23 protein-coding genes and 1 pseudogene are annotated in these 26697 nt (G+C 63.3%); 11 read left to right on the top strand and 13 right to left on the bottom strand.

Annotated features, from left to right (window positions below; translation table 11 throughout):
• Positions 1–923: 923 nt before the first annotated feature.
• The 7 genes from cyoE to hmpA form a co-directional block, all read right to left on the bottom strand.
• Positions 924–1811 carry a heme o synthase gene (cyoE, locus tag FQ664_RS04630; protein ID WP_025337747.1) on the bottom strand — a complete coding sequence of 296 codons (888 nt, stop codon included), beginning with the start codon at positions 1809–1811 and terminating at the stop codon, positions 924–926.
• Positions 1812–1822: 11 nt separating this feature from the next.
• Positions 1823–2155, bottom strand: a complete 333-nt coding sequence (gene cyoD, locus FQ664_RS04625; RefSeq protein WP_003259128.1) for a cytochrome o ubiquinol oxidase subunit IV — start codon at positions 2153–2155, stop codon at positions 1823–1825.
• On the bottom strand, positions 2155–2778 hold the full coding sequence (gene cyoC / locus FQ664_RS04620) for a cytochrome o ubiquinol oxidase subunit III (RefSeq protein WP_010952048.1): 624 nt from the start codon (positions 2776–2778) through the stop codon (positions 2155–2157). Before cyoC ends, cyoD begins: the two co-directional genes overlap by 1 nt.
• Before the next feature lie 3 nt (positions 2779–2781).
• Positions 2782–4800, bottom strand: a complete 2019-nt coding sequence (gene cyoB / locus FQ664_RS04615) for a cytochrome o ubiquinol oxidase subunit I (protein ID WP_144170596.1) — start codon at positions 4798–4800, stop codon at positions 2782–2784.
• A gap of 3 nt (positions 4801–4803) precedes the next feature.
• The gene (gene cyoA / locus FQ664_RS04610) at positions 4804–5748 is read right to left on the bottom strand and encodes a ubiquinol oxidase subunit II (protein WP_144170595.1); all 945 of its coding nucleotides are present in this window, start codon (positions 5746–5748) and stop codon (positions 4804–4806) included.
• A 559-nt stretch (positions 5749–6307) separates the two neighbouring features.
• Entirely contained in the window at positions 6308–6814 is a 507-nt protein-coding gene (locus FQ664_RS04600; protein ID WP_063911279.1) for a disulfide bond formation protein B, read from the bottom strand.
• Positions 6815–7306: 492 nt separating this feature from the next.
• The gene (hmpA, locus tag FQ664_RS04595) at positions 7307–8485 is read right to left on the bottom strand and encodes an NO-inducible flavohemoprotein (protein WP_144170594.1); all 1179 of its coding nucleotides are present in this window, start codon (positions 8483–8485) and stop codon (positions 7307–7309) included.
• 154 nt (positions 8486–8639) lie between these two features.
• On the opposite strand from hmpA, the gene norR reads away from it, so the two are divergent.
• The 7 genes from norR (at position 8640) to FQ664_RS04555 (ending at position 16134) form a co-directional block, all read left to right on the top strand.
• Positions 8640–10193 carry a nitric oxide reductase transcriptional regulator NorR gene (gene norR / locus FQ664_RS04590; RefSeq protein WP_144170593.1) on the top strand — a complete coding sequence of 518 codons (1554 nt, stop codon included), beginning with the start codon at positions 8640–8642 and terminating at the stop codon, positions 10191–10193.
• 104 nt (positions 10194–10297) lie between these two features.
• Entirely contained in the window at positions 10298–11197 is a 900-nt protein-coding gene (locus tag FQ664_RS04585) for a chemotaxis protein (RefSeq protein WP_144170592.1), read from the top strand.
• 88 nt (positions 11198–11285) lie between these two features.
• Positions 11286–11597, top strand: coding sequence for a hypothetical protein (locus FQ664_RS04580; RefSeq protein WP_144170591.1), 312 nt, complete (start codon positions 11286–11288; stop codon positions 11595–11597).
• Positions 11594–12328: a YkgJ family cysteine cluster protein gene (locus FQ664_RS04575; RefSeq protein ID WP_144170590.1), complete on the top strand. Its 735-nt coding sequence runs from the start codon at positions 11594–11596 to the stop codon at positions 12326–12328. The genes FQ664_RS04580 and FQ664_RS04575 overlap by 4 nt, the downstream gene beginning before the upstream one ends.
• A gap of 314 nt (positions 12329–12642) precedes the next feature.
• Positions 12643–12867, top strand: coding sequence for a hypothetical protein (locus tag FQ664_RS04570; protein ID WP_144170589.1), 225 nt, complete (start codon positions 12643–12645; stop codon positions 12865–12867).
• A gap of 205 nt (positions 12868–13072) precedes the next feature.
• The gene (locus FQ664_RS04565) at positions 13073–14407 is read left to right on the top strand and encodes an OprD family porin (protein ID WP_144170588.1); all 1335 of its coding nucleotides are present in this window, start codon (positions 13073–13075) and stop codon (positions 14405–14407) included.
• 236 nt (positions 14408–14643) lie between these two features.
• A complete protein-coding gene (locus FQ664_RS04555) occupies positions 14644–16134 on the top strand; it encodes a sensor domain-containing diguanylate cyclase (RefSeq protein ID WP_144170587.1) in 1491 nt (496 codons plus the stop codon).
• Here FQ664_RS04555 and FQ664_RS04550 read toward each other — a convergent pair.
• The gene (locus tag FQ664_RS04550; RefSeq protein WP_144170586.1) at positions 16131–16607 is read right to left on the bottom strand and encodes a ferritin-like domain-containing protein; all 477 of its coding nucleotides are present in this window, start codon (positions 16605–16607) and stop codon (positions 16131–16133) included. The genes FQ664_RS04555 and FQ664_RS04550 overlap by 4 nt on opposite strands.
• Positions 16608–16809: 202 nt before the next feature.
• On the opposite strand from FQ664_RS04550, the gene FQ664_RS04545 reads away from it, so the two are divergent.
• Complete coding sequence (locus tag FQ664_RS04545; RefSeq protein WP_144170585.1) at positions 16810–17031, top strand: DUF3820 family protein; 222 nt, start codon at positions 16810–16812, stop codon at positions 17029–17031.
• A gap of 121 nt (positions 17032–17152) precedes the next feature.
• On the opposite strand, the gene FQ664_RS04540 is transcribed toward FQ664_RS04545, so the two are convergent.
• Genes FQ664_RS04540 through ptsP form a run of 3 tightly spaced genes read right to left on the bottom strand, consistent with a single transcriptional unit; the run spans position 17153 to position 22689 of the window.
• Positions 17153–18892: a PTS fructose-like transporter subunit IIB gene (locus tag FQ664_RS04540; protein WP_144170584.1), complete on the bottom strand. Its 1740-nt coding sequence runs from the start codon at positions 18890–18892 to the stop codon at positions 17153–17155.
• Positions 18889–19836 carry a 1-phosphofructokinase gene (gene pfkB, locus FQ664_RS04535; protein WP_144170583.1) on the bottom strand — a complete coding sequence of 316 codons (948 nt, stop codon included), beginning with the start codon at positions 19834–19836 and terminating at the stop codon, positions 18889–18891. Before pfkB ends, FQ664_RS04540 begins: the two co-directional genes overlap by 4 nt.
• Positions 19837–22689 (bottom strand): phosphoenolpyruvate--protein phosphotransferase, encoded by a 2853-nt coding sequence (gene ptsP / locus FQ664_RS04530; RefSeq protein WP_144170582.1) that lies wholly within the window; start codon positions 22687–22689, stop codon positions 19837–19839.
• Between the two features lie 284 nt (positions 22690–22973).
• On the opposite strand from ptsP, the gene cra reads away from it, so the two are divergent.
• The 3 genes and pseudogenes from cra to FQ664_RS04515 form a co-directional block, all read left to right on the top strand.
• On the top strand, positions 22974–23969 hold the full coding sequence (gene cra, locus FQ664_RS04525) for a catabolite repressor/activator (RefSeq protein WP_144170581.1): 996 nt from the start codon (positions 22974–22976) through the stop codon (positions 23967–23969).
• A gap of 2 nt (positions 23970–23971) precedes the next feature.
• On the top strand, positions 23972–24748 hold the full coding sequence (locus FQ664_RS04520) for a TatD family hydrolase (RefSeq protein ID WP_144170580.1): 777 nt from the start codon (positions 23972–23974) through the stop codon (positions 24746–24748).
• 88 nt (positions 24749–24836) lie between these two features.
• Positions 24837–25058, top strand: a pseudogene (locus FQ664_RS04515) (TatD family hydrolase); the annotation flags it as partial.
• A gap of 124 nt (positions 25059–25182) precedes the next feature.
• Here FQ664_RS04515 and ampE read toward each other — a convergent pair.
• Together ampE and ampD are read right to left on the bottom strand one after the other, a co-directional pair.
• Positions 25183–26013: a regulatory signaling modulator protein AmpE gene (ampE, locus tag FQ664_RS04510; RefSeq protein WP_144170579.1), complete on the bottom strand. Its 831-nt coding sequence runs from the start codon at positions 26011–26013 to the stop codon at positions 25183–25185.
• On the bottom strand, positions 26010–26582 hold the full coding sequence (gene ampD / locus FQ664_RS04505) for a 1,6-anhydro-N-acetylmuramyl-L-alanine amidase AmpD (protein ID WP_144170578.1): 573 nt from the start codon (positions 26580–26582) through the stop codon (positions 26010–26012). Before ampD ends, ampE begins: the two co-directional genes overlap by 4 nt.
• Positions 26583–26697 lie beyond the last annotated feature (115 nt).

Below are 26697 nucleotides of genomic sequence, written 5' to 3'. Positions count from 1 at the left end.
TCGCATTCAATTATGCTAATTCGGCACGACTAGATAATAGGCATATCGCATCAACTGCTCCACGAAGATCAACCGCGCGTTCGGAAGACGACGAAATTAATAATCCACCGCGCATCTAGCGTCAACCTGATTTATCCACACTCCTCCAGGCCCAAACAAAATGTTTAATCATTGGGCACGCCGTCTCGAGTCCGCACAGCCGAACCGAAAAATGTCCAAGCGCTTGATATAACTAGCGAAATCACATCACACAGAGGACGCCTAGGAAGCGCCTCATCGAAACAACCTTTGCAAACAGGCGTGACGATTTCAGAACCTTCCCACACTGAGTGGTGCTGACACGACCGACTTAAGGCTGAGGATGGTATGCAACGGGTTACCGCGAAGAGGCTCGTGCAGGAACAACAAGACCGACAGAAAGCGGGTTCGCACCCGCCGTCCCCTCACACCACCGTGCGTACGGTTCCGTCACGGCTGTTTCCTTGAGTGGGCGTGGGCGCTTGCTCTGGCTGAGCTTGAAGTAGCTCGCCCAGCCACACAGCACAGTGGCAAACGCGCAAATCTCCTAGGGTAATTCGCGCGACCTTCCTGCTTATGCCTGTCGGATTTTCGTCGCTGCGTTCCGTGCGAGTATCGGGCTTTGGCGATTATGGCCACCTCACCTCGCTGCCCCGCCTCTATCCGCTTCCTGTTCGTCAGGCCAGTATTTTGCCTCGGGCCTCCTTCAGATTCGCAGTCACCCGCAACACCCTTGCCTCTGGCTAATACTCCCCTTGCCGGGTGCGTAGAGGACTTTCACCTCCAAGTCACCTGCGAGGCCACCACAGCCAAGCTGGTTGCGCTAACGCGCAACGCGCCATGCCTGGCGCCCATAAAAAAACCCCGGCACAGAGGCCGGGGCTTTCGTGAAACAGGCAGCAGTATCAGCGTGCGTAGGTCATCAGCACGTCCGCAGCGGTCTGGCTGTCCACCCCCATCATCACGCTCAGGGCAGTGACAGTGAGGATGGAGAAGCCGAACACCTTGCGCGCCCACTTGCTGTCATCCTCGGCCTTGTAGCCACCCCAGGCCATGTACAGCCAGTACAGGCCCATGGCTGCTGCCACGGCCAGGTAGCCGAGGCCGGCGTAACCGCCGAGGGTAAGCATCAGGGTGGCGAGCACGAAGGCCAGCACGTACAGCACGATCTGCTTCTTCGCCGCGAGGATGCCGCGTGCCACCGGCAGGACCGGAATGTTGGCAGCGCTGTAATCCTTGAAGCGGAAGATCGCGATGGCAAAGCTGTGCGGCATCTGCCACAGGCTGAACATCACCAGCAGGGTGACCGCAGCCAGGTCGAAGCTGTTGCTCACGGCGCAGTAGCCGATCACCGGAGGCATGGCACCCGACAGGCTGCCGACCAAGGTGCCGTGCACCGATTTACGCTTCAGCCACAGGCTGTAGAAACCGACGTAGACGATGAAACCGATCAGCGCACAGAACGCCGACAGCGGGTTGGCCTGGACATACAGCAGGCTGAAACCCGCCACCCCGAGCAGGGTGGCGTAGATCAGCGCGAGGGGCAGCGACATGCCGCCCTGGACCATGACGCGGTTCTTGGTGCGCTCCATCTTGTGGTCGATGTCACGGTCGATGCAGTTGTTGAACACGCATCCGGACGCGACCACCAGCGAAGTACCGATCACCACCGCCAGGAACAGGGCGAAATCCACATGGCCCTTCGAGGCAAGGAAGAAACCGCCTGCCACGGAAAGCACGTTACCGAAAATGATCCCCGGTTTGGTGATTTGGATAAAGTGCTTAACGGACATGCAGTCTTACCTCACTTGGCCAACATTTCGAAGTGGATGCTGAACATGATCCACAGCGACAGGCCGACAAGCAGAGCGATCACCAGGGTGGTGAACAGGAACGTCGATACGTTGTTGCGTTGCTCTTTCGAGCGGTCCATGTGCAGGAAGTACACAAGGTGCACTACTACCTGGATCACGGCCATGGCAACAATGATCAGAACGGTCAGGTTCTTCGGCAGGCTTGGCGACATGGCCAGGCCGAACGGGATCGCAGTCAGGATGATCGACAGGATGAAGCCGATCATGTACGACTTGACGCTGCCGTGGTTACCTTCGTGATGAGTGTCGTGTGCGTTAGCCATTACAGAACCCCCAGCAGGTAGACGACGGTGAATACGCAGATCCAGACCACGTCCAGGAAGTGCCAGAACAGGCTCAGGCAGCTCATGCGGGTCTTGGCGGTCGGCGTGATGCCGTGCTTGTTGATCTGGTACATCATGATTGCCATCCAGATCAGGCCGGCGGTCACGTGCAGACCGTGGGTACCTACCAGGGCGAAGAAGCCCGACAGGAAGCCACTGCGCTGCGGGCCGAAGCCTTCGCTGATCAGGTGATGGAATTCATAGATTTCCATCGCGATGAAGCCCGCACCGAACAGGAAGGTCACAGCCAACCAGCCGAGTACGCCAGCTTTCTTGCCATCGAACATCTTCAGCATGGCGAAGCCGAAGGTGATCGAGGACAGCAGCAGGAACAGCGTTTCAACAGCTACGAAATCGAGCTGGAAGATGTCATGACCCGACGGGCCGCCGGCAAAACTGCCGGACAGCACCGCGTAGGTGGCGAAGAGCGACGCAAACAGGATGCAGTCGGTCATCAGGTACAGCCAGAAACCGAGTACGGTCATCTGGCCCGAGTCGTGGTGGTGGTCGTCATGCCCATGGTCGTGACCATGAGCAGCACCGTGCATTACTTGACTGGACATTGATTACACCCGCTCAAACGATTCGACACGTGCGCCGGCAGGCAGAGCACCTGCTTTGGCCAGCGCTTTCATGCGCTCGCCTTCGATGCGCGCCACTTCTTCGGCCGGAACCATGTAGCCCTGGTCGTCACGCGCAGCGTGGCGAACGAAGACAGCGATGGTTGCAACCAGGCTCGCGCCAACCAGCCACCAGATGTGCCAGATGAAGGCGAAGCCGAAGACGGTCAGGAACAGGCCCATGAACAAACCGGTAGAGGTGTTGCTCGGCATGTGGATCGCTTCGTACTTGGCCGCAGGCTTGTAGGCAACACCGGCTTCCTTGGCTTCGTGCCAGGCGTCCAGGCCGACCTTCTCAGGCATGTGGGCGAAGTTGTAGAACGGCGGTGGCGACGAAGTCGACCATTCCAGGGTACGGCCGCCCCATGGGTCGCCGGTCACGTCCAGGTTCTGGTTGCGGTCGCGAACCGATACGTACAGCTGGATCAGCTGGCAGGCGATACCGAACAGGATCAGCACGGCGCCGACAACGGCTACGTACAGGTAGGGTTCCCACAGCGGGTTGTCGGAGTGGTTCAGACGACGGGTCATGCCCATGAAGCCCAGGGCGTACAGCGGCATGAACGCTACGTAGAAGCCCGAGATCCAGAACCAGAAGGCAGCTTTGCCCCACTTCTCGTTCAGGGTGAAACCGAAGGCTTTCGGGAACCAGTAGGCGAAGCCGGCGATGTAGCCGAATACCGCACCACCGATGATCACGTTGTGGAAGTGAGCAATTACGAACAGGCTGTTGTGCAGCACGAAGTCAGCACCCGGAACAGCCAGCAGAACGCCAGTCATGCCACCGATGGAGAAGGTGATCATGAAGCCCAGGGTCCACATGATCGGCGCGGTGAAGCGCAGACGGCCCTGGTAGATGGTGAACAGCCAGTTGAACAGCTTCACACCGGTCGGAATGGAGATCAGCATCGTCGCCAGGCCGAAGAAGGTGTTGACGCTGGCGCCGGCACCCATGGTGAAGAAGTGGTGCAGCCATACAGCGAAGCCCAGCACGGCGATGGCGCCCGATGCGTAGATCATCGAGTGGTGGCCGAACAGACGCTTGCCGGAGAAGGTCGAGGTAACTTCCGAGAACACACCGAACGCCGGCAGGATCAGGATGTAGACCTCAGGGTGACCCCACGCCCAGAACAGGTTGACGTACATCATCGGGTTCCCACCAAGCTCGTTGGTGAAGATGTGGAAGTCCAGATAACGGTCAACAGTCAGCAGTGCGAGTGCGGCGGTCAGAATCGGGAACGAAGCCACGATCAGCACGTTGGCCCAGGTGCAGGTCCAGGTGAAGATCGGCATGTCCATCAGCTTCATGCCAGGTGCGCGCATCTTCATCACGGTGACGAGGAAGTTCACGCCGGTAAGCGTCGTACCCAGGCCTGACAGCTGTAGCGCCCAGATGTAGTAGTCGACACCTACCCCAGGGCTGTACTGAATGCCCGCGAGCGGCGGATAGGCAACCCAGCCGGTCTTGGCGAATTCACCAACGCCCAGCGAGATGTTGACCAGCAGCACGCCTGCCAGCAGCAGGTAGAAGCTCAGGGAGTTCAGGAACGGGAAGGCAACGTCACGTGCACCGATCTGCAGAGGAACCGCCAGGTTCATCAGGCCGGTGAAGAACGGCATCGCCATGAAGATGATCATGATCACACCGTGAGCGGTGAAGATCTGGTCATAGTGTTCAGGCGGCAGGTAGCCTTCGGAGCCACCGGTAGCGGCAGCCAGCTGGGTACGCATCATGATGGCGTCGGCAAAGCCGCGCAGCAGCATGACCATCGCGACGATGATGTACATCACCCCGATTTTCTTGTGGTCGACAGTCGTCAACCACTCGCTCCACAAGTAGGTCCACTTGCGGAAGTAGGTGATAGCACCGACGACAGCGATACCACCGAGCGCGATCATGGCAAGCGTCACCATGACTATCGGCTCGTGATAGGGTATCGCCTCCAGGCTTAGTTTACCGAACATCTCTTACTCCTCTGCACCGGCAGCTGGTTGCATACTCGATTCCACACCCTTGGTAGTGGCCAGATCTTTGCTGCCTGCTTGTTCGTGGCTCGGACGACCGCGGTTCATGCCTTCGTACTTGTCGACGATCAGCTGGAACTGGTCAGGCGAAGCCTCGCTATACAGCGCGACTGGGTTGTTTTCGCTTGGTTTGGCCAAGGCGTCGTATTCGGCCTTGTCCAGCTTCTTCGGCGACTGCTTGACCTCGGCGACCCACTTGTCGAAGTCTTCCTGAGAGGTGGCAGTAGCCTTGAATTTCATGCCGGTGAAGCCAGCACCGCTGTAGTTGGCGCTGATACCGTCGAACTCGCCGTTTTCGTTGGCGATCAGGTGCAGCTTGGTGGTCATGCCGGCCATGGCGTAGATCTGACCGCCCAGGCCCGGGATGAAGAACGAGTTCATCACGGCATCGGAAGTGACGCGGAAGTTGACCGGGGTGTTAGCCGGGAAGACGATCTTGTTGACCGTGGCAATGCCCTGCTCCGGGTAGATGAACAGCCACTTCCAGTCCAGCGCGACCACGTCGATCTGCACTGGCTTCACGTCGGAATCCAGCGGACGGTACGGGTCCAGCTTGTGGGTGGAGTGGTAGGTGAAGTAACCCAGGGCGATGATGATCAGGATCGGGATGATCCACACCGCGGCTTCGATCTTGGTCGAGTGCGACCAGTCAGGGGTGTAGGTGGCGGCCTTGTTGGAAGCACGGTACTTCCAGGCGAAAACCACGGTCATGATAATGACAGGAATCACCACCAGCAGCATCAGGCCGGTAGCGATCAGGATCAGGTTCTTTTGCTCAATGCCGACCTGGCCCTTCGGGTCGAGCAGGGTCCAGTTGCACCCACTGAGTAAAAGCATGCCTAAAAAGGGCAATATGCCAAACAGTCTGGGGTAACGCTTTTTACTCATCTCACGACCTCTAGATCAGCTTGCTTCAATGCAATTTGTGTTTTGGTAGCCAACACTTCGTCCTGCCAAGTGCGGCATTTCGCGCCCGTACTCGCTCCTGCCCGGGATCCGACTGCAGGACCTTGGCGTCAAGCGGGTTAGCGGTGCTTATGGTTTCGTAGGCAACAGGCCTGTACTTCAGACCAAGTCCATTTGGTGCGGGAAAACGCGGAGGGGGGTCCGCCCGGTATCGCCGTTGGGCGAAACTTGACGAAGTCAGCAAAAAGGAGCGCTGGGGCTTCCTTCAATCCTGCGACTTGCAAGCAGTGCCGAACGGAAATTGGGGGCGATTGTAGATAGGTCGCCAACCCTTGACTATGACTTATTGAGCAACAGTCTTTTACAGAATCCGTAACAATACTGCTCGGAAATTCAACTTCGCGACAGTTTGTCGCACCCCGCTTGCTAGGCCCCAAAACCGCATTCTGCAAGGCCTCCGGGTTGATCTGGATCAAGCGGGGAGCAAACTTTCCCTCTTCTCATGCGGCGCAAAAGACCCCATGCAATTCGGGACTTTTGTCTAAGCCCGGCGTCGGTTGCGATAGATCCCGAGCGGAACCAGCACGGCCGTCAGGACGAACGCCACCAGCGCCCATTGTGCCAGCGACAGCCCGAGGATCGGCGGGTACGGCGTGCTGCAGAAGCCGTCGACCTGGAACACCAGCGGCCAGAGCTTGGCCAGCGGCAGGTCATCGACGATCGGCTGCAGGGTATCGATGCCGCAACTGACCATGGGGTTGGCGAGTATATACACATGGTTGCCGGCCGCAACGATTCCGCCAATGGCGCTGAGCACCACCAGTGCCTCGAAGAAGGTCAGGCTGCGGCGCCCGGGCATCGCCGCGGCGATGAAGGCGAACACGGCGATGAACAGCAGCGCGTAACGCTGCAGGATGCACAACGGGCAGGGTGCCTCGCCCAGGACTATCTGCATGTAGAGGGCGCCACCGATCAGCGAAATGCAGATCAGGCCCAACAGCACCAGAAAGCGCCGTTCCCGATTCAGGCGCGATGTTTGTTCGTTCATTGCCGGTTCCTTCGATGGATAGTGGCAGCGTGGTCCGCCTGCCTGGGCGCAAGTCTACACGCTGGGCAGGGCCTTTGAGCGTGCCGAGGAAGCGGCGTGATAGCGCTGCGCAGGGCTATCCGGTGTGGCTCAGACCGGCCGCAACGACGTCGGTTCAACGTCGGGCGGCAAAAAAGCGGCTGCCCGGGTGCCGCGCAGGGGCAAGCCCCTCGACACCCGGGAGTGAAGGATACCGTGATTAAAGGAGGATTAAAGATGAAAGCTGCACAGCCGCTTTCATCTCTCCTTATATAGGCAGAAAAGGAGATGCGGCCCAGCCGCTGGCAAGCCAGCCCCCAAGCGGCGAATGCGATCGACCGTTTCGTTCTCGATTACCCACGGGCGGGAGCAGTGCTGCAAGGGAGCTGGCTTGCCAGCGGCTGGGATGAATACATAAGCCTGTACCGGCCTCTTCGCGGGTTCACCCGCGAAGAGGCCGGTACAGGCGCTACATCACTCCAAAGCAGCCGCCGGCCCGAAGAACTCGTAGCGGCTCTGCTGCTCTGGCACACCCAGGCCCTTCAGCTGGCGCTTGACCGCCGCCATGAAGCCCTTGGGCCCGAGGAAGTAGGCATCCACGTCACGCGCTTGCGGCAGCCACTCGGCCAACAGGTCCTCGCTCAGCAGGCCCACGGCATCGGCCGCAACGCCCCCCTCCGGCTCGGCATAGCAGTAGAAGCGCTTGAGTTGCGGATGACGCTCGGCCAGGCCGTCGATCCAGTCGCGGAAGGCATGCACGGCGCCGTTACGCGCGCAGTGAATGAAATGCACCTCACGCTGGGTTTGCAGCGCCGCCTGCAGCATTGCCAGGGTCGGGGTAATACCCACACCACCGCTGATCAGCACCAGCGGCTTGTCGCTGGCCGCCAGGGTGAAATCGCCAGCCGGCGGGAACAGCTGCAGGGTATCGCCCACCGCCAGTACGTCGTGCAGGTAGTTGGAGACCTTGCCGCCCGCCTCGCGCTTGACGCTGATGCGGTATTCCTTGCCGTCGCACAACGCCGACAGGGAATAGTTGCGACGCTGCTCGGCACCGTCAATGTCCAGCTTCAGGCCGATGTACTGGCCAGGCTCGGCCTTGAGCACCGGCTTGCCATCCACCGGGGCAAAGTAGAAGGAAACGATCTCGCTGCTTTCCTGCTCACGGCGTACCAGGCGGAATTCGCGGGTACCGCGCCAGCCGCCTTCGGCCTCTTCCTTCTGTTTATACAGGTTCTCTTCGGCACCGATCAGGATCTCGGCCAGCTGGCCATAGGCCGCGCCCCAGGCGTCGATCACAGCGGGGGTGGCGATTTCCTTGCCCAGCACTTCTTCGATGGCGCGCAGCAGGCAGCTGCCGACGATCGGGTAGTGCTCCGGCAGAATCTGCAGGGCAACGTGCTTGTTGATGATCTGACCGACCAGGCCGCCCAGCTGCTCCAGCTGGTCGATGTGGCGGGCATACATCAGCACGCCGTTGGCCAGGGCGCGCGGCTGGTCACCGCTGGCTTGGTGGGCCTGGTTGAACAGCGGACGCACCTCTGGATACTCGCTGAGCATCATCTTGTAGAAATGGGTGGTCAGCGCTTCGCCGCCGCTTTCCAGCAGAGGGACAGTGGCCTTGATGATTGCACGTTGTTCGGCATTGAGCATTGCAACAACTCCTGAGCCTGTGGCTTCAAATGACTGCCCCGGTTACTACAGCAATCGTGCCAACTTTTATCTCCAGCAAAATCAGGGGTTTGACGCAGGTCATGTCAAAACGACCCACCCCGACGTATAGTCATATCGACCCACAGGAGTCCATATGACCACAAAGCCGTTGCTCACCACCTTGCTGCCCCTGGTCAGCGACCTGTCCCGCGACCTGCCTGACCAGGAACGCTATCGCCGCTTGCTGCAAGCCATGCGTGGGTTGCTGCCCTGCGATGCCGCCGCGCTTTTGCGCCTGGACGGCGAGTGGCTGGTGCCACTGGCAGTGGACGGCCTGAGCCCCGATACCCTGGGCCGGCGCTTCCGGGTCAGCGAGCACCCGCGCTTCCAGATCCTGCTCAGCAGCCCGGAACCCACCCGCTTCGCCAGCGACTCCGAGCTGCCCGATCCTTACGACGGCCTGGTCAACGCCCCCGATGCCAACCTGGAAGTACACGACTGCATGGGCTGCCCGTTGATGGTCGATGAGCGCCCCTGGGGCCTGGTCACCCTCGATGCCCTCACCCCCGGGCAATTCCAGAGCCTGGAGCTGGGCGCCCTGCAGGCCTTCGCCAGCCTGGCCGCCGCCACGGTTACCGTGGCCGAACGCATCGAGCACCTGGCCCTGCGCGCGGAAGACGAGCACCACCGCGCGGAGATCTACCGCCAGGCCAGCGGCCAGGATAAAGAGCTGATTGGCCAGAGCCCAGCGCACAAGCGCCTGGTGGAGGAAATCCGCCTGGTCGGTGGCAGTGACCTGACCGTGCTGATCACCGGTGAGACCGGCGTCGGCAAGGAGTTGGTGGCCCAGGCCCTGCACCAGGCCAGCAACCGCGCCAACAAACCACTGGTCAGCCTGAACTGTGCCGCCCTGCCCGACACCCTGGTGGAAAGCGAGCTGTTCGGCCATGTGCGCGGTGCCTTCACCGGCGCCCACGGCGAGCGCCGCGGCAAGTTCGAACTGGCCAATGGCGGCACACTGTTCCTCGACGAAGTGGGTGAACTGCCGCTGACGGTGCAAGCCAAGCTGTTGCGCGTGCTGCAGAGCGGCCAGTTGCAGCGCTTGGGCTCGGACCGCGAGCACCGGGTGGATGTGCGCCTGATCGCCGCCACCAACCGCGACCTGGCAGCAGAAGTACGCACTGGCAACTTTCGCGCCGACTTCTATCACCGCCTCAGTGTGTACCCGCTGCACGTGCCACCGTTGCGCGAACGTGGGCGAGATGTGCTGCTGTTGGCCGGCTACTTCCTCGAACAGAACCGTTCGCGCCTGGGCCTGAACAGCCTGCGCCTGAGCAGCGAAGCCCAGGCCGCGCTGCTGGCCTACGACTGGCCAGGCAACGTGCGTGAACTGGAACACCTGATCGGTCGCTCGGCGCTCAAGGCGCTGGGCCAACACCCCAACCGGCCACGCATCCTCACCCTGGAAGCCATCGACCTGGACCTGCGCGCAACGGCAACGCCCGGCACCCCGCCCTCCCCGGCAGCGCCCTTGCAGGCGGCACCGCTGCCCGAGGGTGGCCTGCGCGAAGCCGTCGACGTCTACCAGCGCCAGGTGATCGAAGCCTGCCTGCAACGACACCAGGAAAACTGGGCGGCCGCGGCGCGGGAGCTGGGGCTGGACCGCGCCAACCTTAGCCGCCTCGCCCGTCGGCTTGGGCTTCGCTGATGGAAACACCGGGGCTGCGCAACAGCCCCGCAATCCCCGCCGCCCTAAAGCCCGACCAGAACAGGCCGATAACCGGTTATTCCCTGTTCCCCACGAAGGTCACCATGGCCACGCAAAATGCCCGCGCGGACTCGCTGTCGCTGCTGCTGTTCACCCTGCGCAGCGGCAAGTTGATGGCAATCAACCTGCTCAAAGTCAGCGAGATCATCCCCTGCCCGCCGCTGACCAAGCTGCCCGAATCGCACCCCCACGTGAAAGGCGTGGCGACCCTGCGCGGCAACCCGCTGTCGGTCATCGACCTGTCCCGCGCCATCGGCGAACGGCCGCTGGCCGACCCGGACGGCGGCTGCCTGATCGTCACCGAGATCAGCCGCTCACGCCAGGGCCTGCATGTGCAGGCGGTCAGCCGCATCGTGCATTGCCTGAGCACCGACATCAAACCACCACCCTACGGCTCGGGCAGCCGCTCGTTCATCACTGGCGTGGCCCGAGTCGACAACACCCTGGTGCAGGTGCTGGACATCGAAAAAGTCATCCATGCCATCGCCCCGCCGGTGTCCGAGCCGCCTTACGGCACCTTGAGCGAGGAAGACGCCAGCCTGCTGGCCGCCGCCAATATCCTGGTGGTGGACGACAGCCAGGTGGCCCTGCAGCAGTCGGTGCACACCCTGCGCAACCTCGGCATCGAATGCCACACCGCGCGCAGCGCCAAAGACGCCATCAACGTGCTGCTGGAGCTGCAAGGCACCGCGCAGGAGATCAACGTGATCGTCTCCGACATCGAAATGAGCGAAATGGACGGCTACGCCTTCACCCGCACCCTGCGCGAATCCCCCGACTTCCAGCACCTGTACGTGCTGCTGCACACTTCGCTGGACAGCGCCATGAGCAGCGAAAAGGCGACCCAGGCCGGGGCCAATGCCATCCTCACCAAGTTCTCCTCGCCGGAGCTGACCGATTGCCTTGTGGTGGCGGCGCGCGCCGTGGTGTTCGCCGAGCGCTGATATATTCGCAGACAAACTCCCTGGCTTGCCGCCGGGGTCGAGTCGGGCATAATTCGCGCCCCTCGCAAGTAACTTGCCGGAATCGCGTATGAAGTTTCTCAGCTCTATCCTGATCAGTTGCGCCCTCTTCAGCGGTATCGTCCAGGCCTCCAGCAGCCAGGCCTGGACCGAGCAGCGCCAGCAGATGCTCAAGGCCTGCCTGGCCGCCAGCCAGTTCAAGGATGCCCACGCCCGCAGCAAGCCTGCCGACTTCGATGACCAGATAGGTATGAGTGCCCTGCTGATCGAAGGCGTCTCCCCCCAGAAGCACATGCAACAGCGCACCGGCACCGAGCTGTGCCTGTACGACCGCCAGCACCAGCGCGCCTTCGTCAGCGAATGGAACCCGGAGGCCAAATGACCGACAACCTGCGCTTCGCCTGTACCGGCTGCGGCAAGTGCTGCACCGGCCACCACGTGCCCTTGACCCTGGCCGAAGCGCGACGCTGGGCGGATAACGACGGCCAGGTGGTCGTGCTGATCGAAGCCTTCGTGGCGGATGGCCCTGGCATGCCGGTAGAACAGCGTGATCATGTCCTGCGTCGTTCCCATCCCGTACCCTGCGGCGACAGCGAGGCACGCGTATCGGTGACCTTTGCCGCGTTCAACCCCGGGCGCTGCCGCAACCTCGACGACAACGACCGGTGCACCATCTATGACCAGCGGCCGCTGGTCTGCCGCATCTACCCGGTGGAAATCAACCCGCATATCCCACTGCGGCCAGACAGCAAGGACTGCCCGCCGGAAGCCTGGCAGCAGGGGCCGGAGCTGATTCACGGCAGGCAACTGGTCGATACCGAACTGCAGGCGCTGGTGCAGGCCTCGCGCCAGGCCGACCGTGCTGACATCGCCGCCAAGGTGGCGGTGTGCCAGGCGCTGGGCATGACCAGCAGTGCGCTCAAGGGCAACGGGTTTACCGCCTACCTGCCGGATATGGGCGCGTTTGCCGCCGTTCTGGCACAAGTGCCGGAGGATGACCAGGCACAGTGGACTCTGCATGTGGAGGACGCGGCGCTGGCGGCAAGCTTGCAGGGGCACGGATTGCGTACCACCAGCGAGCCGCCGGTGTATTACGCCTTCATCAGCTTCTGACCAGCCCTTGTGAGGCAACTGCCTTGTGCAAAATCCTGCAAACTGGCGCAATCCCTGTGGGGCGTTAGCCGCGAAGAATCCAACGCGGAGGATGGCACCGGCTGCGCCGGTGTTCGCGGCTAAAGCCGCTTCCACAGGGAACCGCGCAGGCTGTCTAGCATGGTGGTTTGCGGCGAAATTCCAGTTGCCTTTCCCACGATAATTACCTTTTGCGCAACAGTGCTTATCGTGCTTCGCTCTGTTTCAAGTGCATTGAAAGGACTAACTTTACCCCTGTCCTCATTAGCACTTGCAGCGCAAGAAGGTAGTTTCAAATGTCCAACAGTATGGGTATTGCCAGCGTCTTCGTCCTGTCTTCCCTGTTGTTGTCACCGCTGGCCATGGCCGAAGAATCCCAGGCTTTCATCACCCGTAATGCTGAGTTCGCCGCGGTCCACCAAGAGGCCCGCGAAGCCGTAGCCGCACAGCAGAACGATGCCGTAAAAGACGCAAAACAGACAGCTTCCAAGGTTCCTGTCGATGCCAATGCCGACAGCTGATCAAGCGCTGTCGTTGCTCCCGTTTTCCCTTGGCTACGCCATGGGCACCACCGGTGCCGATATGTTAGCCTTTTAAAGCCGCTGCCGATCAGCGGCTTTTTTTATGTGCTTTAACTATCAGCCCAGCTGTAACGTTCACCTATAAAAAAGACGCACATTCGAAAATAAAAACTGCCCCACCGTCAGACCAAAGGAGCTAGTACCGGTGCCTTCCGCGTTTCATTTTACCCCGCTGTTCATTGCGTTGACTGCAACGATCCCTTTCGCCGCCCAGGCAGATGAAGACAAGGCTGATGGCTTCATCGAAGGCTCGTCCTTCAACCTGCATTTGCGTAATGCCTACTTCAACCGCGACAACCACAACGCCGGCGTGCGCGACACCCGCGAGTGGGGCCAGGGCGCGGTTGCGCGCTTCGCGTCGGGCTACACCCCGGGTGTGGTCGGCTTTGGTGTGGACGCCCATGCCATGCTGGGCCTGAAACTCGACGGCGGTGGCGGCCATGCTGGTACCAGCATCCTGCCGACCCACCAGAAGAACGAAGACGAACTGGGTGCTGCCCCGCACTCGTTCTCCACTGCCGGTGCCGCAGTCAAGCTCAAGGCGTTCGACACCGAGCTGAAGGTCGGTGACCTGTTCCTGACCAACCCGGTGATCGCCGGCGGCGAAAGCCGCATGCTGCCGCAGACCTTCCGTGGTGTGAGCCTGACCAACAGCAGCATCGACGGCCTGCTGCTCGAAGGCGGCCAGGTCAGCTTCACCAAACCGTACAACCAGAGCGGCCACCGCCGCATCGATACCTACTACGGCTCGCTCGACGAGCACGACAAGAGCAAGCACCTGAACTGGGCCGGCGCTTCGTGGAGCGGTACCCCGAACATCACCGCCAACCTGTATGCGGCCGAGCTGAAGGACATCTGGAACCAGTACTACGCCGACTTCGACTACACCTACGTGGTCAACGACCTGGTCAGCCTGAACCCTGGCGTGCACTTCTATCACAGCCAGGACACCGGCCAGGCCCTGCTGGGCAAGATCGACAACAACACCTACAGCCTGCACTTCACCGTCAATGCCGGGTACCACAGCGTCACCGCCGCCTACCAACGGGTCAATGGCGACACGCCGTTCGACTACATCAACCTGGGCGACAGCGTGTACCTGGACAACTCGCGCATGTACTCGGACTTCAACGCGCCGAACGAGCGTTCGTGGAAGCTGCAGTACAACTATGACTTCGCCGGTGTGGGCATCCCTGGCCTGACCACGGTGCTGTCGTACTCGCGCGGTGAAGCGGACCTGAGCAAGGCTACCCAGGACACCACCCACTACGACTACTACCGTGCCGATGGCAAGAACGCCATGCACTGGGAACGCGACCTGGACGTGAAGTACGTGTTCCAGGAGGGTGACCTGAAGGACCTGTCGGTGCTGGTGCGCTATGCCACCCACCGTGGCAGCCAGGGTTATGCGTCGATCGATAGCAACAGCGACAATGATGAACTGCGCGTGATCGTGGATTACCCGTTGAACGTGTTCTGATCCTGGTTTACAGGACGCACACATAACCCCTGTGGGAGCGGGTTCACCCGCGAACACCGGCGAAGCCGGTGCCAGACACCGCGTTGGTTTCTTCGCGGGTGAACCCGCTCCCACAGGGGCTTGTGGTCAGTCCAAAACAAGGTATACCGTGATTCAGTCGGACAAATGTTGTTCGACAACCCCCGCTTCCCTAGAATGTCGCCGCCGCGAATGGCCCTGCCCACGCAGTAGCAAGCATGCCCCCCCGATCCCCGCGTTTCGCACTCTACAAGTCACACCCCGAACTGATCCTCAACCTGGGCAGTTGCCTTGCCGTGCTCGCTATCGTGGCCATCGTCAGCTACCTCCTGGCGCATGAGCGCGACAACGTCGAGCTGTCGGCGATCCGCTCGTCCAACAATATCGTCCAGCTGATCGAAAGCGACATCCTGCGCAACGTCGAACTCTACGACCAGTCACTGCTGGGCCTGATCTGGGCAGTAGGGCGCAAGGAGCTGCCAGAAATTCCCGGCCCGGTGCGCCAACGCCTGCTCTTCAATGAAGCCTTCGTCGACCGCAAACGCGGTGACGTGCTGTGGCTGGACAAGCAAGGCAACGTGGTAGGCGACTCCACCAGCAGCGTGCCACGCAAAGCCAACTTCAGCGACACCGGGGTGTTCCAGGCGCACCTGCACAACGCCAACCTCGGCCTGCTGGTGGGCCCGCCCTTCAAGGCCACGCTCGGCGACCTGGACTGGTGCATCAGTTTCAGCCGGCGTATCTCCGGCGCCAATGGCGAGTTCGCCGGCCTGGCAGCGGGTGCATTGCGCCTGTCGTACTTCAGCGAACTGTTCCAGCGCCTGGACATTGGCAACGACAGCAGCATCAACCTGCTCAACACCGACGGCCACCTGCTGGCCCGCCAGCCCAGCCGCCCGCAAGACCCGCGAATCGGCAGCAACTATGCCGAGCGACCCAATTTCAAACGCATTCTCAGCGAGCAGAGCGGTAGCTTTACCGCCCACTCCAGCCGCGACGGCAAGCCACGCATGTACACCTTTGCCCGGGTCGCTCAGCTGCCGCTGGTCGTACTGGTGGTGCATTCGGCCAACGACGTGTTCGCGTCCTGGCGCCGCACTGCGATCGTGGTGAGCGTCGCCACCGGTGTACTGTGTGTGGGCATCCTCTGGCTGACCCTGCTACTGGGCCGCGAATTGCGCCGCCGCCAGGAGGCCGAACAGTGCCTGGCGACCCAGGCCGCTACCGACAGCCTGACCGGCCTGGCCAACCGCCGCCACCTGGATCAGGTACTGCGCCAGGAATGGGCCCGCGCCCAGCGCAACCGCAAGCCGTTGGCGGTGCTGATGGTGGATGTGGACCATTTCAAGGCTTTCAACCAGCGCCATGGCCACGCCGGTGGCGACCATGCCTTGCGCGAAGTGGCCAAGACCATCCAGGCGTGCATCCGTCGCCCGGCCGATCTGGCGGCGCGCTATGGTGGTGAGGAATTCCAGGTAGTTCTGCCGGAAACCGACCTGGCCGGGGCGCAGCTGCTGGCCGAGCGCATCCGCGCCAGGGTCGAGGCGCTGGCACCGTTTGCCGACGATGCCCACTCTGTCACCGTGAGCATCGGCATCGGCCTGTCGGGCACCCAGCACGACCTGGCGAGGGTGCTGGGTGCTGCGGATGAAGCGCTCTACCGGGCCAAGGCCAAAGGCCGCAACCGGGTAGAAGGGCCTGCCGACTAGGCGCGGGCGCGGGCGGCGTTGCGCAGGGCCCTGACCTGGTCATGGTTGCGCTGCACGCCTTGCAGCTGTTTCTCCACCAGGCTGTAGGTCTGGTCGCTGGCGGTGCGGCCGAGCTTCACCAGTTTCTCGCGGGCTTCCTTGTAGGCCTTGAGGGCGTGGTCCTCGCCCCGCTCCACCTCGTTCAACACCGCTTCCTCATCCTTGCCGGTAACCATCGCCTTCAGATTGACCCAACCCCGATGCAGGTCACCGCTGATGCTGGTAGAGGTTTCCGGGTCGCCACCCAGGCGGCGCACCTCGCTCTGCAGTTCGCTGGCAGCGTTGGCACACTCACCGGCCCGCTGGACGAAGAACGCTTTCAGCTCGGGGTTCTTCACATCATCGGCCGAGGCCTTGAAGCCTTTCTCGCCATCCTTGCTGTACTCGATCAGGTCGTTGAGCACGTCGGTCACGTCTTTGTTGGGATTGCTCATGGTACGAACTCCTTGGCAGGTGGTAGTCATCTGTAAGGGAGCAGTGTTCGTGCCAAGCCTGCACGTTAAATAAAATTCTTTAAAATCAAATAGATAAAAGAATTTGAGTAAAACCTGAAAACGGCGTTCTGCATGATTGCCGCTTGGGCCTTCGTGCAGATTGCAGTATGGTCGGCGCTTTTCAACAGCCAGGTACGCGATGATGAAGCCGGAAACACTCGAACTGCTGGTGATCCGCAGCATGCCGTTCGGCAAGTACCAGGGACGGATCATCGCCGACCTGCCGGGGGATTACCTGGCCTGGTTTGCGCGTAAGGGTTTCCCGGCGGGGGAACTGGGTGGGTTGTTGGCGTTGATGCATGAGATCGATCACAACGGGCTGGGTGATCTGCTGGTGCCGTTGCGGCAGAAGCACGGGCGTTGACCTGTTCCGGCCCTTTCACGGGTAAACCCGCTCCCACAGGATCTCTGCAAGCTTGAAGGTTGTGCAGTACCTGTGGGAGCGGGTTTACCCGCGAAGAGGCCAGTCAAGCCAACCGAAGGCTCTAACCCTTCACCGGCGCTACCGCCAACTCCCCACCCTCGCTCTTCTTGATCACCGCATACACCACCGCCGTCAGCAGGCTACCCGCCACGATCGCCAACAAGTACAACAGCGCATGGTTGATCGCATTGGGGATCAGCAGCACGAACAGGCCGCCATGCGGTGCCATCAGCTTGCAGCCGAAATACATCGACAAGGCCCCGGTCAATGCGCCACCGGCCACGCTGGCCGGGATCACCCGCAGCGGGTCCTTGGCGGCAAACGGGATCGCCCCTTCGGAGATGAAGCACAGCCCCAGCGCCAGGGCCGCCTTGCCTGCCTCGCGCTCGCTCTGGGCGAACTTGCGTCGGGCCAGGAAGGTGGCGATACCCAGGCCAATCGGTGGCACCATGCCGGCGGCCATGGTCGCCGCCATCGGCGCATAGCTCGACGAGGCCAGCAGCCCGACCGAGAAGGCATAGGCCGCCTTGTTGATCGGCCCGCCCAGGTCGACGCACATCATGCCGCCCAGCAATAGGCCCAGCAGGATGGCATTGGTGGTGCCCATGCTGTCGAGAAAGTGGGTGAGGCTTTCCAGCATCGCCGCCACCGGCTGGCCGACCACGTAGATCATCACCAGGCCGGTGAACAGACTGGCCAGCAGCGGAATGATCAGGATCGGCTTGAGTGCCTCCAGGCTGCTGGGCAGGCGCGCCCAGCGGGCAATGGCCTTGGCGCTGTAACCGGCGAGGAAACCGGCGACGATACCACCGATGAATCCGGCGCCCAGGGTGCTGGCCAACAGGCCGCCGATCATGCCGGGCGCCAGCCCCGGGCGGTCGGCGATGGACCAGGCGATGTAGCCCGCCAGCAGCGGCACCATCAGCTTGAACGCAGCCTCGCCGCCGATCTGCATCAACGCGGCCGGCAAGGTGCCCGCTTCTTTATAGGCCTCGATACCGAACACGAACGACAGGGCAATCAGCAGGCCGCCAGCCACCACCATCGGCAGCATGAACGACACGCCGGTGAGCAGGTGCTTGTATACCCCGGTCTTCTCGCCCTTCGCTGGTGTGGTCGCCGCGGTGGCATCGCTGCTGTTTTCCACCTTGGCTTCGGCCAGGGCCTTGTCCAGGGTGGCGCGGGCCTGCTTGAGGGCGATACCGGTGCCACAACGGTAGATGCGCTTGCCGGCGAAACGCGCGGTGGGCACTTCGATGTCGGCGGCCAGCAGCACTACATCGGCTGCGGCGATGGCTTCGGCAGACAAGGGGTTGCGCGCACCGACCGAGCCCTGGGTCTCGACGGTGAGCTGGTAGCCCAGTTGCTGCGCGGCCTGCTGCAAGGCTTCCGCAGCCATGAATGTATGCGCGACGCCAGTCGGGCAAGCCGTGATGGCAACGATGCGTGCGCCAGCGCTGCCAGCTTCGGCCGGGCTGCCAGGCACTGTGGCCAGCAGCTGGGCGTGGGCCGCCGCTTCATCGAGGAAGCCTTCGCGGTCGGCCAAAGCCTGGGACGGCGTGCTCTGGTACACGCGCTTGCCGACGAAACGGGCCAGGTCCACCGGGCCGGTACTGACCACCAGCACCCAGTCGGCCTCGGCAATCTGCGTGGCGCTCAGTTGCCGCTCGGGGTGTCCGGCATCCTGCACCTCGACGCTGGTGCTCCAACCCCGTCGCTGGGCAGCGGCGGACAGCAAGCGCGCGCTCAGCACGCTCGACACCTGGCCGCTAGGGCAGGCAGTGACAATGGCAATGTTCATCGGCAACCCTCTTGTTGTTCTGTCAGTTGCACGCCGGCCTCCAGACGCACCAGTTGCTCGCGGTCACGGATGCCGAAACCAACCTGGGTAACAGCCTGGGCGGCGATCGCGGTGGCACGGGTCAAGGTCTGCGCAGGGGCTTCGCCCTGCAGCAGGCCGTGGACCATGCCGGCTACCAGCGAATCACCTGCGCCCACCGTGCTGGCGACCTGCACCTTGGGCGGGCAAGCATGCACGGCCAGGTCGCGGGTAAACCAGCTGACACCCTGCTCGCCCGCCGATACCACCACGTGTTCGACGCCACTGGCCAGCAAGCGCTCGGCAGCGGCGCGCTGCTGCGCCGGGTTATCCACAGCCAGGCCGAGCACCTCGCCCAACTCATCGGTATTGGGCTTGACCAGCCAGGGCGAGCTCTGCAGGCCGGCACGCAGGGCTTCGCCGCTGCTGTCCAGGGCCACCTTGAGGCCTTGCGCCTTGAGCTGTTCGAGTAACTGGCGGAACCAGTCGGCGCTGATCCCACGCGGCAGGCTGCCAGCCACCACCACCGCATCGTGGCCCGGGGCAATCTGTACCAGGCGGCGCAGCAATGCACTGCGTGCCGCTTCGTCGACTTCCGGACCTTGGCCATTGATGTCGGTGACACGGCCATCGGCCTCGACCAGTTTGATGTTGCTGCGGGTTTCGCCCGGCACGCGGACAAAGCAGTCGGCGAAGCCGCGCCAGCTGATCAGCGCCTCGAACGGCTGCAGGTTATCGCGCCCGAGGAAGCCGCCAACGGTGACGCTGTGCCCCAGGTCCGCCAGTACCTGGGCAACGTTCAGCCCCTTGCCCGCGGCGTGGCTGTGCTGCACCTGGCTGCGGTTGACCTGCCCCGGGCGCAGGGTATCCAGGCCGATGGTGATATCCAGCGCCGGGTTCAAGGTGAGGGTGAGGATCTTGGCCATTCAGTAACGCTCCACCAGCGCACGAACCGCTGCGGCGCTGTCCTGTTGCAGGGCCTCGCGCGCCAGGGCGCGGGCCTTCTGATGATCGGCCTGGCGGACCAGGGCCTTGACTTCGGCAATACTGCGCGCGGCGACGCTGAGTTCGTCCACGTCCAGCCCCAGCAGCACGGCCACCGCCTGCGGGTCGGCCGCCAGTTCGCCGCACACGCCCACCCACTTGCCATGGGCATGGGCGGCGCGCACGGTCATGTCGATCAGGCTGAGCACCGCCGGGTGCAGGCCGTCGGCCTGGGCCGAGAGGCTGGGATGGCCACGGTCAATGGCCAGGGTGTACTGGGTCAGGTCGTTGGTGCCGATGCTGAAGAAGTCCACTTCGTGCGCCAGTCGTGGTGCCAGCAGCGCTGCCGAGGGCACTTCGACCATGATGCCCAGTTGCAGGTCGGCTACCGGGATCTCGGCACGCAAGCGCTCGACCATGGCCCGCGCCTCGCGCCATTCGTGCACCTGGCCGACCATCGGGAACATGATGCGCAGCGGGCGCTGGTCGGCCGCCCGCAGCAAGGCGCGCAACTGGTCCTCCATCACCTGCGGGCGCTGCAGGGTCAAGCGTACGCCGCGCACGCCGAGGAACGGGTTTTCCTCGGCAGCGATCGGCCAGTACGGCAGCGGTTTGTCGCCGCCGACATCAAGTGTGCGCACCACCAGCGGGCGCCCGTCGAGGCCATCGAGCACGCGGCGGTACTCGGCTTCCTGGGTGGCCACGTCCGGGGCCTGGGGGTGGGCCATGAAAATCAGCTCGGTACGCAGCAGGCCCACGCCTTCGGCACCCTGCTCGACCACCTTGGCGATGCCGGTGCTCTCACCGATGTTGGCGAACACCTCGACGGCGTGACCATCGCGGGTAACCGCCGGCTCGAAGCGCTTGGCCCAGGCGGCCTGCAAGCGTTGCTCGCGCAGGTCGCGCTCGGCCAGGGCCCGTTGCAGTTCATCCGCCGGCGGCGCCACGCTGACCACGCCACGCTGGCCATCAAGCAGCAACGGCGTACCACTGTCCAACAGCAGTATCGACGCCCCCGCGCCCACTACCGCCGGGATGCCCAGGGCACGGGCGACGATGGCGCTGTGGGCGGTGGCCCCCCCCTGGGCGGTGACGATACCGGCGACGCGGCTCGGGTCCAGCCGGGCGACATCGGACGGGCCGACTTCGGTCATCACCAGCACATAGGGTTGCTCGGGTTCAGCCTGCGCCTGCATGCCACACAACTGCGCCAGCACGCGGCGGCCGATGTCGCGCAGGTCGGCGGCGCGCTCGGCCAGCAAGGCGTCGTGCAACGACTCCTGCTGGCGGGCTGCGGCCTCGATCACCGCCATCCACGCCGCTGCGGCACTTTCGCCCTGGACCAGGCGCTGCTCGACATCGTCGGTCAGGGCCGGGTCGGCGAGCATTTCCTGATGGGTGACGAAGATTTCGCCAATGGCCTTGTCGCTGCGCTGGACCAAGGCCTGCAGCTCGCCACTCACGGTCGCCACGGCTTCACGCAACTTCTGCCGTTCCTGGGCGCACGACTCGCCGCGCAGGGGATAATCGAACTCACGCTCGACACACACATGTGCCGGCCCGCTGGCGATACCAGGCGCAGCGCCCACCCCCTGTATGCGGCTACCGGCCTCGGGCGCCTGCAACACTTCGGCTACGGCACTGGCGACAGCCACCGGACTCTGCGGCAGCGGCTCGACCTCTTCGCCCAGGCCTTGTTCGATGGCAGCCAGCAGGACCGGCAAGGCATCGGCAGCGATGCCCGGCTCGGCCACCAGTTCCAGCACCTGACCACGGCGGGCGCCGAGGCTGAGCAGCTTGCTCAGGCTCTTCACCGACACCGCCGGCTGCGCGCTGTCGACCAGCCGCACACGGATTTCTCCCTCGAAGCCTTTGGCCAACTGCGCCAGTACCTTGGCCGGGCGAGCATGCAAGCCATGCGGGTTGGCCAGCGCGATACGCGCGCTGGGCCAGTCCGCTGGCGCCTCACCACCCAGCACTTCCAGCACCGCGCGGCTGCTGGTGGCCTGGTAGAGCATCTGCCCACGGCCTTCGATCAGCACCTCGCACAGGCGTTCGAGCAAGGCCTGGTGAGCAGCGCCGAGGCTGGCCAGGCAGAACAGGCCGTTGAGTGGCTGGTCGCGATAGCGCAATGGCTGTTGCGGGGTGATGAAGGCCAGGCCTGGCTGGCGCACCTGGCGCTCGCTGTGCAGCCACCACAGGCCCTCGCCCAGCGGTAGCGGCTCGGCCTGCTGCAGCATGGCGGCAAACCCGCTGTCGACGCAGTCGGCTCGCTGCAGCAAGCGGGCGCCGCGCCAGGCCAGTTCATCGAAATCTTCGGCCGGCAGGTTCAGGCCGACCAGTTGCGCATCCAGCGCCAGCTCCTGTGGCGCGCCCTGCAACAGTTTCAGCAACGCCTCGGCGGAACCGGCGCGGCGCAGCGCTTCGGCCAGGTCGGTCTCGCCCAGGGCGCGGGTCAGCAGTTGCAACAAGCGCAGGTGCTCGTCGGAACGGGCGGCAATGCCGATGGCAAGGTAGACCATCTGGCCATCGCCCCAGTCCACGCCCTCGGGAAACTGCAACAGGCGCACGCCGGTGGCGTACACCAGGTCTCGGGTCTGCGGCGTGCCATGGGGGATGGCAATGCCCTGCCCAAGAAAGGTGGAGCCTTGTGCCTCTCGGGCCTGCAGCCCTTGCAGGTAACCCTCGGCGACCAGGCCGTCAGCGACCAGCCGGTCGGCCAGCAGGCGCAATGCCTCGGCCTTGTCGGCGGCCTTCTGGCCCATGGCTATCTGCTCCTTGGCGAGCTCGAGCATGACCTTCTCCTTTTGCAGTTCCCGGTCGGGTACTGGAGTATTGTTGTGAAATTCACATGAACGGCCAGTTCAACAGCCTTGCACGGATGGCAGCCGAGGCAGAAAATTCGGCGGCTGAAACGATTAATCTGACCAGGCGGCCACGTTACTCGATAATCTGCCGAGGAAAAAGCCCCATCCTGTCGGACAATTGCGACAATGGTCGTCTGCGCGTGGCGCCCCCGCCGGGTCAAACTACCCGTTCAGGCCTCACAGCCAGCCCCGGAAATAACAAGGAAAATTCGGTGAAACTCAGCGATATCGCCCGTCTGGCCGGTGTGTCCGTGACCACTGCCAGCTACGTCATCAATGGCAAGGCCGAACAGCAGCGTATCAGCAACAGCACTGTCGAGCGGGTACGCGCGGTGGTCGAGGCCCACGGCTTCACCCCCAACCCGCAGGCCGCTGGCCTGCGCAGCCGACATACCCGCACCCTGGGCTTCATTCTCCCGGATCTGGAGAACCCCAGCTACGCCCGCATCGCCAAGCAGCTCGAGCAAGGTGCCCGCGCCCGCGGCTATCAACTGCTGATCGCCAGCAGCGACGACCAGCCCGACAGCGAGCGCCAGTTGCAGCAGCTGTTCCGTGCCCGCCGCTGCGATGCGCTGTTCGTCGCCAGCTGCCTGCCGCCGGAAGATGACAGCTACCGCGAACTGCAGGACAAAGGCCTGCCGGTGATTGCCATCGACCGCCGCCTGGACCCTGCGCACTTCTGTTCGGTGATCAGCGACGACCGCGACGCCAGCCGCCAACTGGCCACCAGCCTGCTGAGCGCCGCCCCGCGCAGCATCGCGCTGATCGGCGCACGCCCCGAGCTGTCGGTCAGCCAGGCACGTGCTGGCGGCTTCGACGAAGCCCTGCAAGGCTATGCCGGCGAAGTTCGCCGCTATCAGGGCGAAGCGTTCAGCCGTGAGTGCGGCCAGCGCCTGATGCAGCAACTGATCGACGACCTCGGCGGCCTGCCGGATGCCCTGGTGACCACCTCCTACGTGCTGCTGCAAGGGGTGTTCGACACCCTGCAGGCCCGCCCTGCCGACTCGCGCCAGCTGCAGCTGGGTACCTTTGGCGACAACCAGTTGCTCGACTTCCTGCCGCTACCGGTGAATGCCATGGCCCAGCAGCATGGGCTGATTGCCGCCACCGCCCTGGAACTGGCACTGGCCGCGATCGAGGACAAGCGCTACGAACCTGGCGTGCATGCCGTCGGTCGAACGTTCAAGCAACGCATTACAGCGGCCTGAACATGCGCCTGATCGACACCCACACCCACCTGGACTTCCCCGACTTCGACGCCGACCGCCCGCGCCTGCTGGCCAACGCGGCGGCGCGCGGGGTGGAGCGGATGGTGGTGCTGGGGGTGTACCAGGCGAATTTCCAGCGGGTGTGGAGCCTGGCCTGCGCCGACCAGCGCCTGTTCGCTGCGCTCGGCCTGCACCCGATCTACCTCGACCAGCATCGCCCGGAACACCTGGCACAGCTGCGCGAGTGGCTGGAGCGCCTGCATGGCGACCCACGGCTATGTGCCGTTGGCGAGTTTGGCCTGGACTATTACCTCGAAGACCTGGACAAGACCCGCCAGCAGGCGCTGTTCGAAGCGCAACTGCAGATGGCTTGCGACTTCGAACTGCCCGCCCTGCTGCACGTGCGCCGCAGCCATGCCCAGGTGATCGCCACGCTCAAGCGTTACAAGCCAGCGCGGGCGGGGGTGATACATGCGTTTGCCGGCAGTTACGAAGAGGCCCGCGAGTACATCAGGCTGGGCTTCCGGCTTGGGCTTGGCGGTGCAGGTACCTGGCCGCAGGCCTTGCGGCTGCGCAAGACCCTGGCGCGGTTGCCGCTGGACAGGGTAGTGCTGGAGACCGATGCGCCGGACATGGCGCCGGTCATGTACCCCGGAGTGAGGAACAGCCCGGAGCATTTGCCGGAGATTGCCGGGGCGCTGGCGCAGGTGATGGGGGTGGATGTCGGGGAGCTGGCTGAGGCCAGTAGCCGCAATGCTTGCGAGTTGTTTGGCTGGTAGCAGCTGTGTTGCCTGTGCCGGCCTCTTCGCGGGTAAACCCGCTCCCACAGGGGGCGCGCCAACTCTGAGGTCAGCTCTGTACCTGTGGGAGGCCTTGCGGCTGCGCAAGACCCTGGCGCGGTTGCCGCTGGACAGGGTAGTGCTGGAGACCGATGCGCCGGACATGGCGCCGGTCATGTACCCCGGAGTGAGGAACAGCCCGGAGCACCTGCCAGAGATTGCCGGGGCGCTGGCGCAGGTGATGGGGGTGGATGTCGGGGAGCTGGCTGAGGCCAGTAGCCGCAATGCTTGCGAGTTGTTTGGCTGGTAGCAGCTGTGTTGCCTGTGCCGGCCTCTTCGCGGGTAAACCCGCTCCCACAGGGGGCGCGCCAACTCTGAGGTCAGCTCTGTACCTGTGGGAGCGGGTTTACCCGCGAAGAGGCCAATGAACTAGCTCAGACAAGCACCGTCCACAGCGCAAACCCGGCATACCACAGCACCGCACAGCGCAGCAGCAGCTCCCACAGGCTGTCCAGCCGCCCCAGCCCGCGCTGGCTGTCTTCTTCCTCGGGAATGTCATCGGCAATGCGCCCCACCCGGGCCACCAGGTGTGCGGCGCTGATGTGCCAGTTGAGCACCTCGTGCAGCATCACCCGGGTGACCGAGAGGAAGTTGCCAACCAGGGCAAAACTCAAGGCCAGCACCCGCACCGGCAGCCAGTCCATGATATGCCGCAACCGCTCGGCGCGGGCCTTCAACGCCGGCTGCTTGCTGTGCTCCCCACACAGCGCCAGCAGGCGGTAGGCCAGCGCTGCGCCCGGGCCCAGCATGAAGTACCAGAAGATCACCGCGAAAAAGCCTTGGTACACCTGCCACAGCAGGTTGCCCTGCACCCGCACCAACAGGCTGTGCGGCTCATCGGCCACCAGCCCCAGGTCGCGCTCTGCCACGTGCAGCGCAGCCTGGTCATCACCGCGCCGCCAGGCATCGCGGAACGGCCCCAGCGATGCCTTGGCATCGCCGCGACCAAGGCTGTAGATCAGCACCAGCAGGTGCACCGGCAATGCCAGCAAGCCGTACGCCACCGGGTCCAGCACATGCAACAGCAACACCAGCAGCGCTACCGGCGCCAACACCAGGATGGCCAGCGTCCACCATGGGTGCACCTTGCCGCTGCGCTCCAGGCGTAGCAGTTCGCCAAGGAAGAACCCATCACGCTGCACCTGATGGCGCAGGGCCGAGAACTTCTCGACCCACAGCGCCAGTAACAACACCAGAAAACTCATGCCTCATCCTCATTGTGCTGCAGCGCCTGGCGGTAGCGTGGCCAGTCGAAGGCCGGGCCGGGGTCGGTCTTGCGCTGCGGGGCAATGTCGCTATGGCCCTGGATGCGGCTCAGGTCGATGGCCGGCCAGGCGTCGCGGATATGCCGGGTAAGTTGCTCCAGCACTGCGTACTGGGCATCGGTATAGGGCAGGTCGTCGGTACCTTCCAGCTCGATGCCGATGGAGAAATCGTTACAGCCTTCACGCCCGTCGAAGCACGACACACCGGCGTGCCAGGCGCGGTCGAGCAACGACACGAACTGGGTCACCGCACCGTCACGCTCGACGAACAGGTGCGCCGACACGGTCAGGTGGTTGATGCTGGCGAAGTACGGGTGTTCCTCGGGGTCCAGGCGGTTCTGGAAGAACTGCTGGACCTTGCCGGTGCCGAAACAGCCCGGGGGCAGGCTGATGTTGTGGATCACCAGCAGGGAAATCGATTCGCCTTCGGCGCGGGCATTGAAGTTCGGCGAGGGGCAGTGGGTGATTCCGATTCCGTGGAACCAGCCAGTGGCACGGTCCAATTGCATGGGGCAGATCCTGAAAGCGCCGTGAACAGGGTAACAGTATGCCCTGCGGCCAATGTGCTGTGCATGTGAATGATTGTAATGCTGTGGGAGCGTGCCAGCTTGCAGATTTTGCGCC

Origin of the sequence: Pseudomonas persica (genome assembly GCF_900291015.1) — a bacterium.
Lineage (GTDB): Bacteria > Pseudomonadota > Gammaproteobacteria > Pseudomonadales > Pseudomonadaceae > Aquipseudomonas.
Note: the sequence above shows the minus strand (reverse complement) of the source record. Positions and strands in the feature narration are given on the sequence as shown.

Coding starts and splice junctions, on each gene's coding strand:
- FQ664_RS04555 (WP_144170587.1), top strand. CDS start 14,644: ATGCCCCCCCGATCCCCGCGTTTCGCACTCTACAAGTCACACCCCGAA.
- FQ664_RS04550 (WP_144170586.1), bottom strand. CDS start 16,607: ATGAGCAATCCCAACAAAGACGTGACCGACGTGCTCAACGACCTGATC.
- cyoC (WP_010952048.1), bottom strand. CDS start 2,778: ATGTCCAGTCAAGTAATGCACGGTGCTGCTCATGGTCACGACCATGGG.
- FQ664_RS04600 (WP_063911279.1), bottom strand. CDS start 6,814: ATGAACGAACAAACATCGCGCCTGAATCGGGAACGGCGCTTTCTGGTG.
- ptsP (WP_144170582.1), bottom strand. CDS start 22,689: ATGCTCGAGCTCGCCAAGGAGCAGATAGCCATGGGCCAGAAGGCCGCC.
- cyoE (WP_025337747.1), bottom strand. CDS start 1,811: ATGTCCGTTAAGCACTTTATCCAAATCACCAAACCGGGGATCATTTTC.
- FQ664_RS04545 (WP_144170585.1), top strand. CDS start 16,810: ATGAAGCCGGAAACACTCGAACTGCTGGTGATCCGCAGCATGCCGTTC.
- FQ664_RS04520 (WP_144170580.1), top strand. CDS start 23,972: ATGCGCCTGATCGACACCCACACCCACCTGGACTTCCCCGACTTCGAC.
- FQ664_RS04540 (WP_144170584.1), bottom strand. CDS start 18,892: ATGAACATTGCCATTGTCACTGCCTGCCCTAGCGGCCAGGTGTCGAGC.
- pfkB (WP_144170583.1), bottom strand. CDS start 19,836: ATGGCCAAGATCCTCACCCTCACCTTGAACCCGGCGCTGGATATCACC.
- FQ664_RS04570 (WP_144170589.1), top strand. CDS start 12,643: ATGTCCAACAGTATGGGTATTGCCAGCGTCTTCGTCCTGTCTTCCCTG.
- FQ664_RS04575 (WP_144170590.1), top strand. CDS start 11,594: ATGACCGACAACCTGCGCTTCGCCTGTACCGGCTGCGGCAAGTGCTGC.
- cyoD (WP_003259128.1), bottom strand. CDS start 2,155: ATGGCTAACGCACACGACACTCATCACGAAGGTAACCACGGCAGCGTC.
- FQ664_RS04580 (WP_144170591.1), top strand. CDS start 11,286: ATGAAGTTTCTCAGCTCTATCCTGATCAGTTGCGCCCTCTTCAGCGGT.
- ampE (WP_144170579.1), bottom strand. CDS start 26,013: ATGAGTTTTCTGGTGTTGTTACTGGCGCTGTGGGTCGAGAAGTTCTCG.
- cyoA (WP_144170595.1), bottom strand. CDS start 5,748: ATGAGTAAAAAGCGTTACCCCAGACTGTTTGGCATATTGCCCTTTTTA.
- ampD (WP_144170578.1), bottom strand. CDS start 26,582: ATGCAATTGGACCGTGCCACTGGCTGGTTCCACGGAATCGGAATCACC.
- cyoB (WP_144170596.1), bottom strand. CDS start 4,800: ATGTTCGGTAAACTAAGCCTGGAGGCGATACCCTATCACGAGCCGATA.
- FQ664_RS04585 (WP_144170592.1), top strand. CDS start 10,298: ATGGCCACGCAAAATGCCCGCGCGGACTCGCTGTCGCTGCTGCTGTTC.
- hmpA (WP_144170594.1), bottom strand. CDS start 8,485: ATGCTCAATGCCGAACAACGTGCAATCATCAAGGCCACTGTCCCTCTG.
- norR (WP_144170593.1), top strand. CDS start 8,640: ATGACCACAAAGCCGTTGCTCACCACCTTGCTGCCCCTGGTCAGCGAC.